This is a genomic window from Brevibacillus panacihumi W25 (assembly GCF_000503775.1).
GTDB lineage: Bacteria > Bacillota > Bacilli > Brevibacillales > Brevibacillaceae > Brevibacillus > Brevibacillus panacihumi_A.
Genome location: NZ_KI629786.1, coordinates 312,001 through 327,433, shown reverse-complemented (window position 1 = coordinate 327,433; position 15,433 = coordinate 312,001). Strand labels below are relative to the sequence as shown.

Below are 15,433 nucleotides of genomic sequence, written 5' to 3'. Positions count from 1 at the left end.
GCTACTTCCTCCAAATGGTGCAGACCCAGCCATCCACGTTGTTGCCCGAGAGCTGATAAGGCAACTCGTCTGGCAGTGAAACAGTTGTGACGGAAGACTCTTGTGCCCGGATATAGAAAATCTCCGCTGCATGTCCCTCATCTTCAAAGCGCAAATGCTGCCCGTGCTCGGGGAAATCTCTCAGGTGCTCGATATATTCCTCAAGTGAGAACTGCTTTTGCTGCATGATGGCGGAATGCGGGTAGCCGATATAGCGAAAATGCCACGGCTCCCAGGCAATCCCTGTCACCGCTTCCTTGCCTGTCTGATAGCGTTCGATGAAGCCGAATTGGGCCGCTTCCATGCGAAATTCCTGGCAGATCCCCGAGTAGGGGAAGTCGGGCCGGATAAAGTCAATATCAGCCTTGTTTTCCGCCAGATCGATGGCCAGACCTGTCTGATGTTCGCTGCAATTCGGAAGCGCGACGTATTTCAAGGTGAACTCTTCACCGTTTTCTTTCAGCGAATCCTGGAAAATGGTTTCTTGCTCCTGCAAGGACCGATAGCCGCTGACGGGCACAATCCCGTCCTTGGCGTCCAATAGGGTTAATAGCCGGGAAAGCATGGTTTGGGCTTCACTGTGCAAAAGAATAGCAGTATGCTTCTCGTCCACCGGAACGAGCTTGTCGGGATCTATCTCTTGGCGCAGTGGATGATGTCGATTCACCAGCACCAGATTGCCTTCATGAATGGATTTCGAATTCAGAAAGACCACTCTCATTTTCTCACCGCCAAATCGATGATATGGTCAAGCATGTCCGCAAAGGACCATCCTGCCCCTTTGAGCATATTGGGAAAGCGGCTATGCGGAGTAAAGCCCGGTATCGTGTTGACCTCATTGAAAACCAATTCGCGCTCAGGCGTGACAAAGAGATCCACTCTGGCAAACCCGCTGCAACCCAATGCCTGATAGATCGCGGCGGCTGTTTGCTTAATCCGAACTGAAGTATCTGGATCGATACGAGCGGGCATATGGATATGAGCCGTTTTCAGCGTGTACTTCTCCGTAAAATCAAAAAATCCGTGGGTCAGCTCGATTTCGTCTACTTCCCCGATGATCAGCTCTTCATTTCCCATAATGGCGCATCCAACCTCGAAGCCGGGGACAGTTTCCTCCACGACGATCTTGTCGTCATGTTCAAAGGCCAGTTTTACCGCGTCCAGAAGGTCAGGCTTTTGTAATACTTGGGTAATTCCGACGGAGGAGCCTGCTCTTGCCGGCTTTACAAACAGCGGATAGGTCAGATCTTTGGTCCATTTTTCTACCTGGTCCAAGTCCGTATCTTTTCGTATAACCACGGAAGACGGTGTGAGGATACCGGCTGACCGGACGATGGTGTGGGCCAGTTCCTTGTCCATGCAGAGCGCGGAACTGCGGGTATCGCAACCGACGATGGGAATACCGGCAAGCTCCAGCAACCCCTGTATGGTGCCGTCCTCCCCGTTTTTGCCGTGCAGGATCGGAAGGGCGGCATCGATCCAAATCTTTTCGGTACTGTCTTCATACTGCTCGATGATTCCGTGCACATCTCGACTTGGCGAGACGACAGCGGGCGTGCAATTCTCGTCCAGAAACCACGTGTCAGCGAGAATTTTATCGGGATTGCCGCGATAGCGGAGCCATTCACCCTTCCTTGTGATGCCAATCAGGATCGGTTCATAAAGCTCATCACGGAGATGTTCAATCACAGCAGATGCAGATTTCAGCGACACCTCATATTCGGAAGAACAGCCTCCGAACAGAATCGCAATTTTCTTTCTCTTCATGGGCAATTTTTTCTCCTTGTCTCTGTACTGCCCATGATTGTATCAACACGTTCTTAAGCTGGACTTACGTATTTCTTAAGAAATCCTTACGATCTGCACCTGCAAACAAGGGGGACTTTTTTGGTGGGACGAGACATAGAGATGAGATAGGAGCGTGAGAAAATGCTGACAGGAACGGGGCTGTCCCAGTACCGACACAAATCCGAGTGGTGGGCGATCCTGCTGTTTGCAGGGTACTGGATCATGTTTGCCGCCGAGCTTTCTTTGATCCGATTCATCAAAGGGGAGGACGGACGGTGGGTGGCGACTACGGAGGAGCAGCCTGCGCTCTGGTTGTCACTCGTGATCCTGGCTGTAACCGTACTGACTATCGTGATTTCCGTGCGATATGTCATCAGTTGGTGGAGAGAACGAAAAGTCAGGCGCTGGCTATGGGGGGATCACGAACTGGACGGTCGCGATGTTCTCCACATCGTCGCTTGGATGCATGTGTATCAAGCAGCAACACTGATTCTGTATGGAATCTTTATGGAGGGGACGTATTTTGCAAGGGGAACAGTCGGTGGGGTATTTGAATCCGCGCTGTATCAACTTTTCCTTCTGTTTTTGATTCCGCTCTGGTTTCGTGGCCGCTGGGGGGAAATCGGCATCAAAAAGCCGGTCAAGCTGTGGCGAATGATCCTCACCTTGCTGGTGTTGCTTCTCTTGATTTCGCAAGCGATGGATGTTCTGGTGACGGAACCCGTAGCAGATTGGTTTGGGCTTTCTTTATCCTCCGAGCGGGAGCAGCAGATCGCCCAGGAGATCGCACAGGCGAAAGAAACCAACATCCTGGCAGCATGGGCGTCTGTGCTGGTGATTGGCATTCTGGTGCCGATTGCGGAGGAACTGCTGTTTCGCGGAGTCGTCCAAACATATTTGGTCAAGCGGATTGGAGCGTTCGCCGGGATTCTTCTGAGCAGTCTGTGGTTTGCCCTTTTGCACATGGACGTGGCGTTATTGGCCCCGTTATTTGTCATTGGGATCGGCCTGGGCTTTGTCCGGCACCGCTATCAATCCATCTGGGGCGCAGTCATTCTGCACGCGATCAACAACATGACGGGCGTGTTGTACTACTTTCAGTAAGGGAGGCGTAAAACAAGTGAGTCGTTGGGGAAAAAAATCGAGGGTAGTCGTCGAATGGGGGCGGGAGGGGCTGGACGCTTCTGTCCATCACGCGCGCCAGGATTGGCAGCACGCCCGCTATCTGATGGAAATCTGCGAACCGGACGGCAGGGTGGACGAAGCGATCTACTATCTGCAATTGACGGAAAAACGCTATATGTACCTTTTGTCACAAGCCAAACGGGAGCGGGACCGTCAACAAGCGTAGGAGGGGTTGGTCATGTCGGTGGAATGGATTATAGGACTGGTCATCGTCGGCATTATGCTGCTGATTGCCGCAAGCAAATCGGTGGCGCGTCCCGTACGGTGGATTGGATTTGCAGCCATGCAGGTGGTCATCGGCGCGATCCTGTTGTTCTTCGCCAATCTGATCGGGGAGATGGCGAACTTTCATATTCCCATCAATCCGATTACCGCGATGCTCGTGGGATTCCTGCGTTTGCCCGGACTGGCGGCGTTGATCGTGATCAAGCTCTGGATTATGTGATTCGGATGGGAGCCGTTACCCGTCGGTCAATAGAAAGGCAACTCCTCGCTCCTCGTACTTGACGCTGCACGACTTTGGCTGACGAAGGGAAGCCAACAATGCAAGCACGCGGGGCAGCGCGAGGATGAACGTGCCGGCAAGCAGGGCAAGGCCGTATTCCATAGGCAGCCAGACATAAGCAGCACCGGAGAAAAGAAGACTGCCGGCCAAGACGGTTCCTTCGGTGGTACGGTAGAGACGGATTGGGACAGGCAGCCGATAGCCGGTTCCCCACCAGGGAGAGACCAGCATGTCCGCAGTCGTATGAGGCTTTTGCAGCCGCAGTTTGGCATAGAGCCGGAAGATGAGAAGATGACAGACGGGGATTACTGGCAAGATGGCCAAGCTTACGATCAGGTGGACCACGGGAGTATCCAGCAGAAGCGAGCTGCCGATGAGAGACAAGCCGATCAGCAAAAGCTGCGTCAGATAGCCGACACCCCGCCAGCGGAAGCGGTAGAGCAGCTTATAGCTATAGATGGTTTGATGCATGGATTCTTTCACAACCGTTCACTTCCCCCAGAGCGATGCAATTCTTAGCTATTCCATCGTATTATCGCACAGACTTCATGCAGGAGGAAACCGTTGGTCCCGGCCAGCGGTTTTTACACTTTGAGGGCAGACTATCAAGATAGATGGAAAAAGGAGTGAAGCGTCGTGTCCCATCCTCAACGACTCCTGCTGTCCGCATCGGCGGAGCTTTCGCCTTTGGTGGGGCCGGAACTGGCGATGTGCGGCATTGATCTTCAGGTGCCCAGGGAGGGTGTCTCCTCTCTTCCTCGACGCGAAGTGGACGGCTTGCTGGTGACCACACCTGCAGAGCTGCATGGTGTAAATGGCATAGCTCGTCTGAGTGAGACTTCTGGTCTGCTTCTGGTATACGGGGCGGGCAACCCGTATGGCTGGGCGGATCAACTGGCAGACGAGGTACAGGAAAACAAGCGCTGGGAAGTGGTGCGCATGGCCTTGGTAGCGGATCAGGAACGCGTGCTGCTCGGTGGAGAGCCCGACGGGAAGTGGCTGCGCCGATTGAGCCGCCATCTGGCAGCGCATGGACGGATGTCGTATGTTTGCGCCAGGCGGGAAGTAGATGAAGTCATTCGCCAGTTGCCGCGCTACCTGGCATGGAAAGAACGCTTTTTTCTCGAATTGGGCGATACCTGTGACGCGGAAGGGATTTCCCTGCGTTCCGTGTCCCGTGCATTAGGATTAGACAGGCGAGTCGGTCAGGAATGGTGGTTTCCGGCACGGGAGGATCATGCGCAGCTTTGCGCCTGGTTGATGCGTGAGACGTCCGCTATCCTGGAAAAAGCGAATATCCGGCGGATCGTGCTCTGGGGTCCCTGGTCTCTTTGGAAACAGATGCCTGTAGGCTGGCTGAAGGATTATGAGGTAATCTTGTACATAAAGCAGGACGAGCCATTTCCGAACGACATTGCCCCGACCTGGTCGATTCAGCGCGATAGGGAAGAAGCATTGGTACAAGCGGATTTACTGCTACTTGCACAGCATGACCCCGTGATTGGCGAGCTGCCTCTACCTTCGCTCGCCCGCATCATGAGACAGCCCATTGTGCTAGATGCGGCGGGCTGTTTTCCCCTGCAGGAAGCACGAGCATATTTAAGTCTCTACCGAGCAATCGGCGAAAAGACGAACGTTTGGGAATGATGCTGATTATAATGGGGTATAATGTTTGGTAGATTGAGGAAAAGGGCAGGCGTTACCACTATGGAAAAAGTTGCTCAACGCTGTATCGTCTGTGACGAGGAACAAAAGGACGGAATTGCCATTTGCGAACAGTTTATCTGCCAGCAATGCGAGCAAGAAATGGTCAACACCGATGTACAGGACGAAAAGTATCCGTTCTTCATTCACCAGATGAGAAGAATCTGGTTAAAAGATGCGTGAAGGCAAAAAAGGCGTCGGATTCCCTCCGATGTCTTTTTCCGTTTTCGGCAATTCATGTTAAAATGATGGGGAAACCATGGAAAAAGTAAAGGGCGTGAAGAGTGCGTGATGGCAAGAGAAGCTGATTTTCGGGAGCGGCAAAGCAAGGCTCCGTTGTACGAGCAGCTAGAGCGGCATGCGAGACATCGACCGCACTCGTTTCATGTGCCTGGGCATAAAATGGGTCACAGCTTCGATCAGGGTGGACGAGATCGCTTTGCGTCCGTATTGGAGCTGGATCTGACGGAAATTTCTGGAATGGATGACCTGCATCAGCCACAAGGCGTCATCGCCAAGGCGCAGGAACTGGCTGCCGAAGCGTTTGGCGCACAGGAGACCCGCTTCCTTGTCGGGGGCAGCACGGTAGGAAACCTGGCCCTGATCATGACAGCATGCCGACCAGGGGAGAAAATCCTCGTTCAGCGCAACTGCCACAAATCCGTATTTCACGGCATCATCATGGCGCGGGCGATTCCGGTCTTTTTGGTTCCGGCTGTCGATCTGGCGACAGGTGTAGCCGCAGGAGTACGGCGTGAGGATGTGGAGCGGGCGCTGCAGGCACATCCGGACGTCAAGGCTGTTTTTCTCACCAACCCCACTTACTACGGAATGGGGATCGATCTGGCAAAAATGGCTGCGACCGTACATCGACATAACATTCCCCTGTTTGTGGATGAGGCGCACGGGGCGCATTACGGTTTTCACCCCGCCTTCCCGCAATCAGCCATGCAGGCAGGAGCAGATGCCGCTGTACAATCGACCCATAAGATGGCGACCGCGCTTACCATGTCGTCGATGCTGCACTTGCAAGGCGAGCGGATTGACCGGGAACGCTTATACCGGATTTTGGGCATGATCCAGTCATCCAGCCCTTCCTATCTGCTGATGGCTTCTCTGGATCTGGCGAGGCGACACCTTGCCCTGGAAGCGGCGTGGGAGTGGGAGCGGCTTTTCCCATTGCTGGACAAGCTGCGTGAGCGGACCCGCCATTTATCATGGCTGCACTGGCCCCAGTTGAGTGCCAACAGCGTCTATTCGACTCTGGATCCGCTGAAGCTTTTTTTGCATCTGCGAACGGAGCAGATCGACGGTTTTTCCCTGCAGCGGCTGATGGAGCAGCACGGCATCTTTCCCGAGCTGGCGGATGACGCCCACGTGCTGTTGGCGGCTTCCTCGGGTACGACAGGAAGAGACCTTGACGCCTTGGCGCGTTTGCTGGAGTCGCTGGAGGTACAGGAAGAGATGGATACAGAGCGGGTCGTGCAGGCCGGAATCGTATCTTCTCATTATATAAGGGAGCAGGCACTCCCGATGCATGAAGCGGTGGATTTGCCGCAAGTCTCCATCCCGCTGGACCAATCGCTGGGGCGCGTCGTTGCCGAGATGGTGATTCCCTACCCGCCTGGCATCCCTATACTGGTTCCAGGCGAGCGAATGGATGAACAGAGTATGGCGATGCTTGTTGAGCTGCGGGCTGGTCAAACCCGTTTTCACGGGTTGCAGGACGACAGTCTGCAGATGATTCGGGTCTTGCGGGATGAGAAGTAGGCTGACAACAGGTTCGGAAGGAGCATGAATGTGACAACAGGAAGAAAAGGCAGATTCATTACCGTAGAGGGCGGTGATGGGGCAGGGAAATCGACTGTCATCGCCCGCATGTATGAAGAACTGCGCAGACGCGGTATGGATGTGCTTTTGACCCGCGAGCCGGGCGGGATCGACATCGCGGAAAAGATTCGGGAAATCATTTTGAACCCCGCGCATACCCAGATGGACAAACGGACGGAAGCCCTGTTGTACGCGGCTGCCAGACGTCAGCATTTGGTAGAAAAGGTACTGCCGGCCTTGGAAGCAGGCAAGCTGGTGCTTTGCGACCGTTTTATCGACAGCAGCCTTGCTTATCAAGGGCATGCACGTGGGCTGGGCATTGAGGAAGTCTTCGTGATCAATCAGTTTGCCGTCGAGGGTTGCATGCCGGAGTTGACACTGTACTTCGATGTCTCCCCCGAGGTGGGTCTGGAACGGATCAATGCTACACGTGGCAGGGAAGTGAATCGCCTTGATTTGGAGGGGCTGCGCTTCCACGAGCTGGTCCAGGAAGGCTATCAATTGGCGATCGCTCGCGATCCCGAGCGCTTTATCATCATTGATGCCGAGCAAAATCCAGATCAGGTGTATCAAGCGGCGATGGAAGCTTTACTTGCGAGATTGTAAGCTGACAGTACCGCTTTGTTATAGACATGCTATACTACTTATAGAAGGAGTTCGTAACCAGCCTAGAGGTTTGACATACAATGAAGCAACGATAGTAACCATAATCTTGATGGTAGAAAGGGTGATGGCCGATGAAGATGGTAATTGCGGTCGTACAGGACAAAGATAGCGGTCGTCTGTCTCAACAACTGGTCAAAAAAGGGTTTCGTGCGACCAAGCTTGCCAGTACCGGGGGTTTCTTGCGCGCAGGCAATACGACTTTTTTAATCGGTACGTCTGACGAAAGTGTGCCGGAAGTAATCGACATCATTTCACATAACTGCAAGTCCCGCAAACAAATGGTAACCCCGGTTTCGCCCCTCAGCAATGCAGTCGACTCCTTTATGCCCTATCCATTGGAAGTGCAAGTCGGCGGTGCAGCCGTCTTTGTACTGGATGTGGGGGAGTTCCATTCGTTTTAAAGGAGTAACGGAGGTGGCACGATGAAAATCAGCGATGGTCTTCGGCCAAAGGTGGAAATGCCAAGAGCTACAGACTCACGCAGAAATCCCCAATCGGAACAGTTGAATTTTGGCAAGCTGGTTCAAGGCGAGGATGAGCGCATGTCGCAAGAACGCCTGACCCAACTGTTGTCAACGATTGATAAGCAAGGCCAGATTTTGGCGCGCTCCCGCTCGATTCGTGATTTCTACGCCTACAAGAATCTCGTCAAGCAGTTTATGGAGGAAGCCGTTCAATACGGCATTGCACTGGACGACAGAAGGGGCATGAACCGACGCGGACGCAGCAGATTGTACAAAATCGTCAAGGAAGTGGACGCCGAGCTGTTGCGGCTGACCGATGAGCTACTCAGCGACCAGGCTCCCATGATCGATCTTTTGGCGCGAATCGGCGAGATTCGCGGCATGCTGATCAATCTGTACTTTTGACGGGTGGTAGACCGACCATGACGTGGACACAATTTTCCCAGCAACCGCGTGCCTCCGAGCTGCTGCACCATAGCTTGCTCAACCATCGTCTGGCCCACGCCTATCTGTTCGCGGGACCCAAAGGCGCAGGCAAGAAGCAGATGGCCCTGCATCTGGCGAAGTCTCTTTTTTGTCCAGAAAAAGAGGCGGACGCCTGCGGGGCCTGTCTTACATGCAGACGCATTGAATCTGGCAACCATCCCGATGTCCTCTATGTGACGCCGGATGGCGCGTCGATCAAGATCGACCAGATCCGTGCCCTGCAAAAGGAAATGGCGATGCGTGCCGTGGAGTCGCGGCACAAGGTATATATTATTGAACATATCGACAAAATGACCGCGCAGGCTGCCAACAGCCTGCTGAAATTCTTGGAGGAACCGCCCGTTGGCGTATTGGCTCTGCTCTTGACGGAGCACAGCCACGCGATTCTTCCCACGATCTTATCCCGTTGCCAAATTGTTCCCTTTTCCCCTCTATCCGCAGAAGCAATCGCCCAAAAGCTAAGCGATGCCGGGGTTTTGCCGGGCATCGCGAAGGTCGCTTCCCACATTACGACAAATGTGGAAGAGGCCCTGATACTTAGCCAATCAGAATCGTTTGCACAGCTGAGAAATCTAGTGATACAATTGGTGCATGAGTGCCGACAACGCAACTCGTCACCGCTCTTTTCGATTCATGATATGTTGCATAAGAGCGACAAAATAAAGGAGGAACTACCCCTCTTTTTGGATTTGCTCATCCTTTGGCTGCGCGATATCCTGTATGTGCAAGTAGGCAGGCATGCCCATCTCATTAACAGCGACCAACAGGATGTGCTGCAAGGACAAGCACTGGCATGGACAAAAGCTGAGCTCTTGCGTGGGATTGATTTGGTCATGGAAACGAAGTATCGGATAGAGCGAAACGCCAACGCACAGTTGGCCCTTGAGCGGTTGGTTCTTCAACTCCAGGAGGGATAATCCTTGTATGAGGTTGTTGGTGTCCGCTTTAAAAAAGCGGGCAAGATATATTACTTCGACCCTGACCGACTGCCGATCGAGAAGGATTGCACCGTAATCGTCGAGACGGCGAGAGGGGTCGAATACGGGAAAGTTGTGATTGGCAAGAAGCAGGTAGCCGATGAAGACGTCGTGTTGCCGTTGAAAAAAGTCATCAGGATGGCGGACGAACGTGATGCCAAGCAGGTGGATGAAAATAAACAGGCGGCGATGAACGCCTTTGCCGTATGCCAGGCGAAAATCAAGGATCACAAGCTGGATATGAAGCTGGTCGATGTGGAGTACACCTTTGACCGCAACAAGATCATCTTCTATTTTACTGCTGATGGACGCGTTGATTTTCGTGAGCTGGTAAAGGATCTTGCTTCCGTCTTTCGCACGCGCATTGAGCTTCGCCAGATCGGGGTACGGGACGAAGCGAAGATGCTGGGCGGAATCGGCCCTTGTGGACGCTTGCTCTGCTGCTCGACGTTTTTGGGCGACTTTGAGCCAGTGTCGATCAAGATGGCCAAGGATCAAAATCTTTCGTTGAATCCAGCGAAAATCTCCGGTCTTTGCGGACGATTGATGTGCTGTTTAAAATACGAAAATGACAACTATGAAAGCACCCGCGATGAAATGCCCGATGTTGGCAAAGTTGTAACCACCCCGATGGGGAACGGACGGGTCGTCTCTGTGAACGTACTGGATCAGTCTGTTCAGGTGGAGCTGGCGGTAGATAAACGAATTACCGAGTTTGGACTTGATGAGATTGCGATAGGGCTCCCCACTTTTGAATAATGTGGGGTAGGGGAGAGGTGAGCTAGTGGACAAACGGGAAATTTTCGTCAAAATGGCGAGCATTGAAGAAAGAATTGGCGACCTGTATCAAGAGATTGGCGAACTGAAAGATGTCATCGTCGTTTTGATGGAGGAAAATGCCCAATTACTCGTTGAAAACCAGCACCTTCGTAACCGGCTAGACAAGAAGAAGACCGGCTCCTCACCAAAACAGAAGGGAACCAACCCTGCTGCACAGGAGAAAGCCAAGAAGAAAGTAGTCGGGGAAGGATATGACAACCTGGCTCGTCTGTACGGAGAAGGGTTTCATATTTGCAATGTACACTTCGGCAGCTTGCGAAAAGAAGGCGATTGCCTGTTCTGTCTGTCTTTTTTGAGCGGCGGTCCGCAAAAATAAAGGTGTCCCTTGGCACCGAATGAAAAAAGCGACCTGTCTCATCGATCAGGTCGCTTTTTTCACTTCACAGATGAAGACAAGAAAAAGGAGTTTGGCGTAGCTGATGGAACCAGTCTCTCATGTGCCGCTTTTTGAGGCGGAGCGTATTGACGATTTGCTTACACACGAAATGAAGATCATTCAAAGCCATGAGGTATTTTGTTTTTCCATGGATGCCGTCCTGCTGGCGCGCTTCGCCTCTGTTCCCAAACGCGGGAGAGTGTTGGACATGTGCACCGGCAATGGAGCGATCCCATTGATCATGACCACGCGGACACCAGAAGCCACATTTGACGGTATTGAAATCCAAGAGAGATTGTTTAGCATGGCTTCCCGCAATGTCACACTCAACGGTCTGGATGGGCGCGTTACGATGCACCATGGGGATGTGAAGGAAGCCGTAGAGCGGTTCGGCCATGGCAAGTTTGATCTGATCACCTGCAATCCGCCGTACATGCCCGCGATGAGCGGAGAACAAAACATCCGTGAGCATTTTGCCATTGCGCGCCACGAGATTTTGCTCAATCTGGAGGATGTCATACGTGTCGGCAGCCAATTGTTGAAAAACGGCGGCAAGCTGGCGATGGTGCACCGTTCGACAAGGCTGGTGGACATCATCTCGTACATGCGGAAGTATGGAATGGAACCAAAGCGCATGCGGCTCGTCTATCCGCGCAGGGACGCCGAACCCAATATGGTGCTGATCGAGGGGATGCGTGGCGGCAAACCGGAGCTGCGGATTCAACCTCCCCTGATTGTCTATGAAAAGGGAGAGGAATACTGTGAAGAACTGCAGGAGATCTATTTCGGAAGACGCGATTCCCTCGCATAAAAGCCATTTTGTCTACATTCTCGTCTGCCGGGATGAGAGCCTCTATACGGGATACACCACGGAGCTGGCACGCCGCCTTCGCGCCCACAACGAGGGCAAGGGAGCGAAGTATACCAGAGGAAGAGGTCCGGTAGAGCTGTTGTACTGGGAAGAAGGAGAGGATCGCTCCTGGGGCTTGAAGCGGGAGGAAGCAATCAAGCGGCTTACGCGCAGACAAAAAGAAGAGTTGATAGGAGGCGTGCCTTGCGAATGAACGTCCAAAGCAGCTTTACAGAGGAATTGACGGGGGCGCTCTACCTGGTGGCGACACCGATTGGCAATCTTGATGATATGACGGTACGCTGTCTGGAAACGCTGCGAATGGTCGATGTGATTGCCTGTGAGGATACACGACAGACCCGCAAGCTGTTGAACCATTTTCAGATTGAGAAAAGAACAGTCAGTTATCATGAGCATAATAAGGAAGCAAGCGGGCATGGCTTGCTGCAATGGTTGGCGGAGGGCAAGAGAATTGCCCTGGTCAGCGATGCGGGGCTGCCCGCTATCTCTGATCCGGGAGCGGATTTGGTACGGGACGCAGCTGCGGCCGGTTATCCCGTCATTCCAGTCCCGGGTGCGAATGCTGGCTTGACCGCTCTGATCGCCTCTGGCTTGCCGACGGACCGCTTTGTGTTTTGCGGTTTTCTCGGACGGGAGAACAAGGAGCGCAGGGAAGAGCTGGAGCGTCTCAAGCGTTATCCGGAGACCCTGATTTTTTACGAAGCGCCCCATCGCATCAGCAAAACGCTGGCGGCAATAAGAGAGTCGTGGGGCAATCGCCGTGCCGTTCTGGCGCGGGAGCTGACCAAACGATACGAGGAGTTTGTCCGGGGGACCCTGGATGAGTTGATCGAGTGGCTGGCAAACGGAGAAGCGCGGGGAGAATTCTGCCTGATCGTCGAAGGCTACACAGGAGTGGCGGAAGACGCCGAAGAAGGTTTGTGGTGGCAGGAGCTGGGGGTAGTGGCTCATGTCGATCACTACATCGCAGAGGGCATCAGCAAAAAGGATGCAATCAAGCAGGTTGCCCAAGATCGCGGCGTCTCCAAGCGGGATGTCTATAACGAATACCATCAGGAATAGCGGATGGGTCACGAACCTGTGGCGGTGCTCCAAGACTGTAGACAAAGCCAATTTGTTTACAGTCTTTTTGTTTGCAGAAAATTTATCCATAACCGTATTGACATGTGCGACAACTTGTCGTAATTTGGTAATACGACAAGTTGTCGCACAAGAAAGCAGAGGTGTTCGCGATGAAAAAGCTGGGAAGGTTATCGGAAACTGAGATGGAGGTAATGGAGGTGATCTGGGGGGGAGCTGCTCCGGTAACGGTTGCACAGCTTCTCGATATTTTCGAGAGTAAAGGCTGGAAGACGTCTACCTTGTCGACCATACTAAAACGGCTGATCGAAAAAGGATACTTGACCAAATCGATGACCGGCAAGGTGAACTACTACGATCCTGTTTTGACCCTGGATGAGTACAAAAAGCATGAAACACAATCGTTTTTAAGTCGTTTGTACAACGGGAAAGTGAAAAATTTTATCGCTTCCCTGGTCGATGATGATGAGCTCAGCCGCGAAGACATAGCGGAGTTAAAAGAGTGGTTTGCCCGCAAGGAAGGGAAGAAATGATGGCGTTCCTCGTGTCCCTGATCCTGGCGTCCGTCGTCGGAACGATCATGTGGCTGTTGCAAAATAGCATCCGCCCCCTCACGAAAAAGCTGTTTTCACAGACGTGGCACTATTACACCGGCTTGATCCCTGTATGTTTTCTGCTGGGAGGTTCAGAGATCATCAACGGGCTCGTCCAGGTTATCCGCTCCATTTTGCCCGATACTGAAACAAGAGCGCAGGCGGGAAAGATGACGGAACCATTTGTAAACGTCCTGCCACTTGAACATACGGCCAGTAGTCGCTCGTTTCTCGATCAAGTGTTTGCTCAATTGACGCGCCTGGAAAATCTTCCAGAAATCGTAGTAACCGCCATCTTGATTTGGGCAGTGGGAACCATTGTCTATCTTGCTGTGAATGTAAGAAACTACTGGACGTTTAAGCGCGCGATTATGCAAAACAGCCGCGTATGTGAGACGATGAACTGCCCTGCCCGGGTAATCATCAGTGCCCATGCGAAAACCCCCATGGTCATGGGGCTGTGGAAACCCATCGTTGTTTTGCCGGATACCCCATTGGGCGAAAAGGAGCTCGCCATGATCCTCTCCCACGAGCTCGTTCATTTACAGCGCGGCGACTTGCTGATCAAACTGGTCGTACTGATTGCAAACGCGGTTCACTGGTTTAATCCGGCGGTCTTTTTGCTCAATAAACAGTTGAATACGCTTTGCGAACTCTCTTGTGACGAAAAAGTCGTTCGGGACATGGATGCAAAAAGCCGCAGAATGTACGGCGAAACGCTGTTAGCAATACTGGAATATGGCGTAATGCAGAGAAACGTGATTTGTACCACCAGTTTTTGCGATTCTAAAAAAGTGATGAAAAAGAGACTTGTAAACCTCATGAATGCAAAGAGAACACATAAATCGATTATGATGCTGTCTCTTGTTGCAACCATCGCAATGGCTGGGATGGGCGGACTGGTCGCTTCTGCTGCCGGATCGACAATACCGGAGAGGGTAGTGCCGCCGCAAATCCCGACTGGTAAGGAACTCCAAGGCAGCAATGTTGCCATTCAATTGGAGGACGGAACAGTCTTCTACTACGATAAGGATGGGAATGTAACAGAGGTGCCCGAAATGCGAAAAAGTGTAAGGCCGCCGGAATATACCCCTGAGGAGCTTGTAGATCAGATCAAACAATGGCTAAACGATCAATCTCCCGTACCCCAAGATTATCTCGATAGACTCCCGCAAGAATATGTGGATGAGATCAATAGGACTTATGGCTTGCAGCTTACACGCACAGATCGTTTAACCGTCGAGGAGCTAGTAGAGCTTACGAAAAGAGGCATTGAGAAAAATGCCGTACCCCAAGCCTATGTCGATCCACTCCCGCAAGAAGAAGTAGACGAGATCAATAAGACTTATGGCTGGGAACTGCAAAAGTCGAATGAAAAAATGGGAGGGATCAGAGAAAAATGATGTTGGAAAACACTAAATGGAAATGGGCAACTGCGCTCAGTATGCTGCTTGTCTTATTTGCCGGTAACATCGCTTATGCCGCTGACGATTTCTTTTGGTCGGAAGTTGAACCTATCCCGTCTTGCTACACAAGCCGAGACGGCAAAACGAATGAAATAGGGGTGGTGGTAGACGGCAAGAAAGTTACGCTGGAGGATCCCTCTTGTGAAGAAGCGAAGAAAAATCGCGTCTTGGTCCTGGTTGATGGGAAGTATCTGCATACTCGATTAACAGCAGACGGATACGCTGAGCCGTTTATCGAGAATGGCAGGACGATGATTCCGCTTCGTGCGCTTGCGGATGTATTCGGGTTTGCAACGGATTGGGACGCAGGCGAAGGTAAAATTACGCTGCAAAAAGACGGGCGGAATATCACAATGCATACCGGGAAGTCGGAGATCCTGGTAGACGGCCAAACCGTGCATTTTGAGGGGGCAGTTCCGATGGTAAAAAACAACCGGACATTTTTACCCGCAAGCAAGCTGGCAGAAATACTTGGGATTCAGGTGGACTGGGATGGTAACACAAGAACCGCGACGTTTACCCGTCCGTAGAATCCTGATTGGCATACGTTTTGCCTGTAGCCA

Annotated in this window: 21 protein-coding genes; 18 read left to right on the top strand and 3 right to left on the bottom strand. The window is 52.4% G+C overall.

What is annotated here, in order from left to right:
- Position 1: 1 nt before the first annotated feature.
- Positions 2 to 760, bottom strand: a complete 759-nt coding sequence (locus T458_RS51245) for a M15 family metallopeptidase (RefSeq protein ID WP_023558941.1) — start codon at positions 758 to 760, stop codon at positions 2 to 4.
- On the bottom strand, positions 757 to 1,806 hold the full coding sequence (gene vanG / locus T458_RS51240) for a D-alanine--D-serine ligase VanG (RefSeq protein WP_023558940.1): 1,050 nt from the start codon (positions 1,804 to 1,806) through the stop codon (positions 757 to 759). Before vanG ends, T458_RS51245 begins: the two co-directional genes overlap by 4 nt.
- Positions 1,807 to 1,968: 162 nt before the next feature.
- Between vanG and T458_RS51235 the strand changes: the two genes are divergently transcribed.
- Genes T458_RS51235 through T458_RS51225 form a run of 3 tightly spaced genes read left to right on the top strand, consistent with a single transcriptional unit; the run spans position 1,969 to position 3,457 of the window.
- The gene (locus T458_RS51235) at positions 1,969 to 2,931 is read left to right on the top strand and encodes a CPBP family intramembrane glutamic endopeptidase (RefSeq protein ID WP_023558939.1); all 963 of its coding nucleotides are present in this window, start codon (positions 1,969 to 1,971) and stop codon (positions 2,929 to 2,931) included.
- A 16-nt stretch (positions 2,932 to 2,947) separates the two neighbouring features.
- Positions 2,948 to 3,178 carry a DUF2508 family protein gene (locus T458_RS51230; protein ID WP_023558938.1) on the top strand — a complete coding sequence of 77 codons (231 nt, stop codon included), beginning with the start codon at positions 2,948 to 2,950 and terminating at the stop codon, positions 3,176 to 3,178.
- Positions 3,179 to 3,190: 12 nt separating this feature from the next.
- Positions 3,191 to 3,457, top strand: coding sequence for a pro-sigmaK processing inhibitor BofA family protein (locus T458_RS51225; RefSeq protein ID WP_023558937.1), 267 nt, complete (start codon positions 3,191 to 3,193; stop codon positions 3,455 to 3,457).
- 15 nt (positions 3,458 to 3,472) lie between these two features.
- Here T458_RS51225 and T458_RS51220 read toward each other — a convergent pair whose 3' ends face one another.
- Positions 3,473 to 4,000 carry a hypothetical protein gene (locus tag T458_RS51220; RefSeq protein WP_023558936.1) on the bottom strand — a complete coding sequence of 176 codons (528 nt, stop codon included), beginning with the start codon at positions 3,998 to 4,000 and terminating at the stop codon, positions 3,473 to 3,475.
- Between the two features lie 153 nt (positions 4,001 to 4,153).
- Here T458_RS51220 and T458_RS51215 point away from each other — a divergent pair, with 153 nt between their 5' ends.
- From T458_RS51215 to T458_RS51145, 15 genes are all read left to right on the top strand, one after another.
- The gene (locus tag T458_RS51215) at positions 4,154 to 5,164 is read left to right on the top strand and encodes a Rossmann-fold NAD(P)-binding domain-containing protein (RefSeq protein ID WP_023558935.1); all 1,011 of its coding nucleotides are present in this window, start codon (positions 4,154 to 4,156) and stop codon (positions 5,162 to 5,164) included.
- Positions 5,165 to 5,224: 60 nt separating this feature from the next.
- Positions 5,225 to 5,404: a sigma factor G inhibitor Gin gene (locus T458_RS51210; protein WP_031306188.1), complete on the top strand. Its 180-nt coding sequence runs from the start codon at positions 5,225 to 5,227 to the stop codon at positions 5,402 to 5,404.
- A gap of 108 nt (positions 5,405 to 5,512) precedes the next feature.
- The gene (locus tag T458_RS51205) at positions 5,513 to 6,991 is read left to right on the top strand and encodes an aminotransferase class I/II-fold pyridoxal phosphate-dependent enzyme (RefSeq protein ID WP_023558933.1); all 1,479 of its coding nucleotides are present in this window, start codon (positions 5,513 to 5,515) and stop codon (positions 6,989 to 6,991) included.
- A 24-nt stretch (positions 6,992 to 7,015) separates the two neighbouring features.
- Positions 7,016 to 7,657 carry a dTMP kinase gene (gene tmk / locus T458_RS51200; RefSeq protein ID WP_031306186.1) on the top strand — a complete coding sequence of 214 codons (642 nt, stop codon included), beginning with the start codon at positions 7,016 to 7,018 and terminating at the stop codon, positions 7,655 to 7,657.
- 131 nt (positions 7,658 to 7,788) lie between these two features.
- Positions 7,789 to 8,118 carry a cyclic-di-AMP receptor gene (locus T458_RS51195; protein WP_023558931.1) on the top strand — a complete coding sequence of 110 codons (330 nt, stop codon included), beginning with the start codon at positions 7,789 to 7,791 and terminating at the stop codon, positions 8,116 to 8,118.
- A 21-nt stretch (positions 8,119 to 8,139) separates the two neighbouring features.
- Positions 8,140 to 8,586: a YaaR family protein gene (locus T458_RS51190; protein WP_023558930.1), complete on the top strand. Its 447-nt coding sequence runs from the start codon at positions 8,140 to 8,142 to the stop codon at positions 8,584 to 8,586.
- A gap of 17 nt (positions 8,587 to 8,603) precedes the next feature.
- Positions 8,604 to 9,584, top strand: coding sequence for a DNA polymerase III subunit delta' (gene holB, locus T458_RS51185; RefSeq protein ID WP_023558929.1), 981 nt, complete (start codon positions 8,604 to 8,606; stop codon positions 9,582 to 9,584).
- Between the two features lie 3 nt (positions 9,585 to 9,587).
- Positions 9,588 to 10,403, top strand: coding sequence for a PSP1 domain-containing protein (locus T458_RS51180; protein WP_023558928.1), 816 nt, complete (start codon positions 9,588 to 9,590; stop codon positions 10,401 to 10,403).
- Positions 10,404 to 10,428: 25 nt separating this feature from the next.
- Entirely contained in the window at positions 10,429 to 10,800 is a 372-nt protein-coding gene (yabA, locus tag T458_RS51175) for a DNA replication initiation control protein YabA (protein ID WP_023558927.1), read from the top strand.
- A gap of 103 nt (positions 10,801 to 10,903) precedes the next feature.
- Positions 10,904 to 11,671 (top strand): tRNA1(Val) (adenine(37)-N6)-methyltransferase, encoded by a 768-nt coding sequence (locus T458_RS51170; RefSeq protein WP_023558926.1) that lies wholly within the window; start codon positions 10,904 to 10,906, stop codon positions 11,669 to 11,671.
- A complete protein-coding gene (locus T458_RS51165) occupies positions 11,622 to 11,924 on the top strand; it encodes a GIY-YIG nuclease family protein (RefSeq protein ID WP_023558925.1) in 303 nt (100 codons plus the stop codon). The genes T458_RS51170 and T458_RS51165 overlap by 50 nt, the downstream gene beginning before the upstream one ends.
- Positions 11,921 to 12,793 (top strand): 16S rRNA (cytidine(1402)-2'-O)-methyltransferase, encoded by an 873-nt coding sequence (rsmI, locus tag T458_RS51160; RefSeq protein ID WP_023558924.1) that lies wholly within the window; start codon positions 11,921 to 11,923, stop codon positions 12,791 to 12,793. Before T458_RS51165 ends, rsmI begins: the two co-directional genes overlap by 4 nt.
- A 170-nt stretch (positions 12,794 to 12,963) precedes the next feature.
- Positions 12,964 to 13,344 (top strand): BlaI/MecI/CopY family transcriptional regulator, encoded by a 381-nt coding sequence (locus T458_RS51155; RefSeq protein WP_023558923.1) that lies wholly within the window; start codon positions 12,964 to 12,966, stop codon positions 13,342 to 13,344.
- A complete protein-coding gene (locus T458_RS51150) occupies positions 13,341 to 14,807 on the top strand; it encodes a M56 family metallopeptidase (RefSeq protein ID WP_023558922.1) in 1,467 nt (488 codons plus the stop codon). Before T458_RS51155 ends, T458_RS51150 begins: the two co-directional genes overlap by 4 nt.
- Positions 14,804 to 15,400 (top strand): copper amine oxidase N-terminal domain-containing protein, encoded by a 597-nt coding sequence (locus tag T458_RS51145; RefSeq protein ID WP_023558921.1) that lies wholly within the window; start codon positions 14,804 to 14,806, stop codon positions 15,398 to 15,400. Before T458_RS51150 ends, T458_RS51145 begins: the two co-directional genes overlap by 4 nt.
- The last annotated feature ends 33 nt before the right edge of the window (positions 15,401 to 15,433 follow it).

What these genes read in the sequence shown, in the direction of transcription:
- T458_RS51150 (WP_023558922.1), top strand. Translation starts at nt 13,341, where the DNA reads ATGATGGCGTTCCTCGTGTCCCTGATCCTGGCGTCCGTCGTCGGAACG.
- holB (WP_023558929.1), top strand. Translation starts at nt 8,604, where the DNA reads ATGACGTGGACACAATTTTCCCAGCAACCGCGTGCCTCCGAGCTGCTG.
- T458_RS51210 (WP_031306188.1), top strand. Translation starts at nt 5,225, where the DNA reads ATGGAAAAAGTTGCTCAACGCTGTATCGTCTGTGACGAGGAACAAAAG.
- T458_RS51145 (WP_023558921.1), top strand. Translation starts at nt 14,804, where the DNA reads ATGATGTTGGAAAACACTAAATGGAAATGGGCAACTGCGCTCAGTATG.
- T458_RS51245 (WP_023558941.1), bottom strand. Translation starts at nt 760, where the DNA reads ATGAGAGTGGTCTTTCTGAATTCGAAATCCATTCATGAAGGCAATCTG.
- T458_RS51155 (WP_023558923.1), top strand. Translation starts at nt 12,964, where the DNA reads ATGAAAAAGCTGGGAAGGTTATCGGAAACTGAGATGGAGGTAATGGAG.
- vanG (WP_023558940.1), bottom strand. Translation starts at nt 1,806, where the DNA reads ATGAAGAGAAAGAAAATTGCGATTCTGTTCGGAGGCTGTTCTTCCGAA.
- T458_RS51205 (WP_023558933.1), top strand. Translation starts at nt 5,513, where the DNA reads ATGGCAAGAGAAGCTGATTTTCGGGAGCGGCAAAGCAAGGCTCCGTTG.
- tmk (WP_031306186.1), top strand. Translation starts at nt 7,016, where the DNA reads ATGAATGTGACAACAGGAAGAAAAGGCAGATTCATTACCGTAGAGGGC.
- T458_RS51190 (WP_023558930.1), top strand. Translation starts at nt 8,140, where the DNA reads ATGAAAATCAGCGATGGTCTTCGGCCAAAGGTGGAAATGCCAAGAGCT.
- T458_RS51235 (WP_023558939.1), top strand. Translation starts at nt 1,969, where the DNA reads ATGCTGACAGGAACGGGGCTGTCCCAGTACCGACACAAATCCGAGTGG.
- T458_RS51195 (WP_023558931.1), top strand. Translation starts at nt 7,789, where the DNA reads ATGAAGATGGTAATTGCGGTCGTACAGGACAAAGATAGCGGTCGTCTG.
- T458_RS51170 (WP_023558926.1), top strand. Translation starts at nt 10,904, where the DNA reads ATGGAACCAGTCTCTCATGTGCCGCTTTTTGAGGCGGAGCGTATTGAC.
- rsmI (WP_023558924.1), top strand. Translation starts at nt 11,921, where the DNA reads ATGAACGTCCAAAGCAGCTTTACAGAGGAATTGACGGGGGCGCTCTAC.
- T458_RS51225 (WP_023558937.1), top strand. Translation starts at nt 3,191, where the DNA reads ATGTCGGTGGAATGGATTATAGGACTGGTCATCGTCGGCATTATGCTG.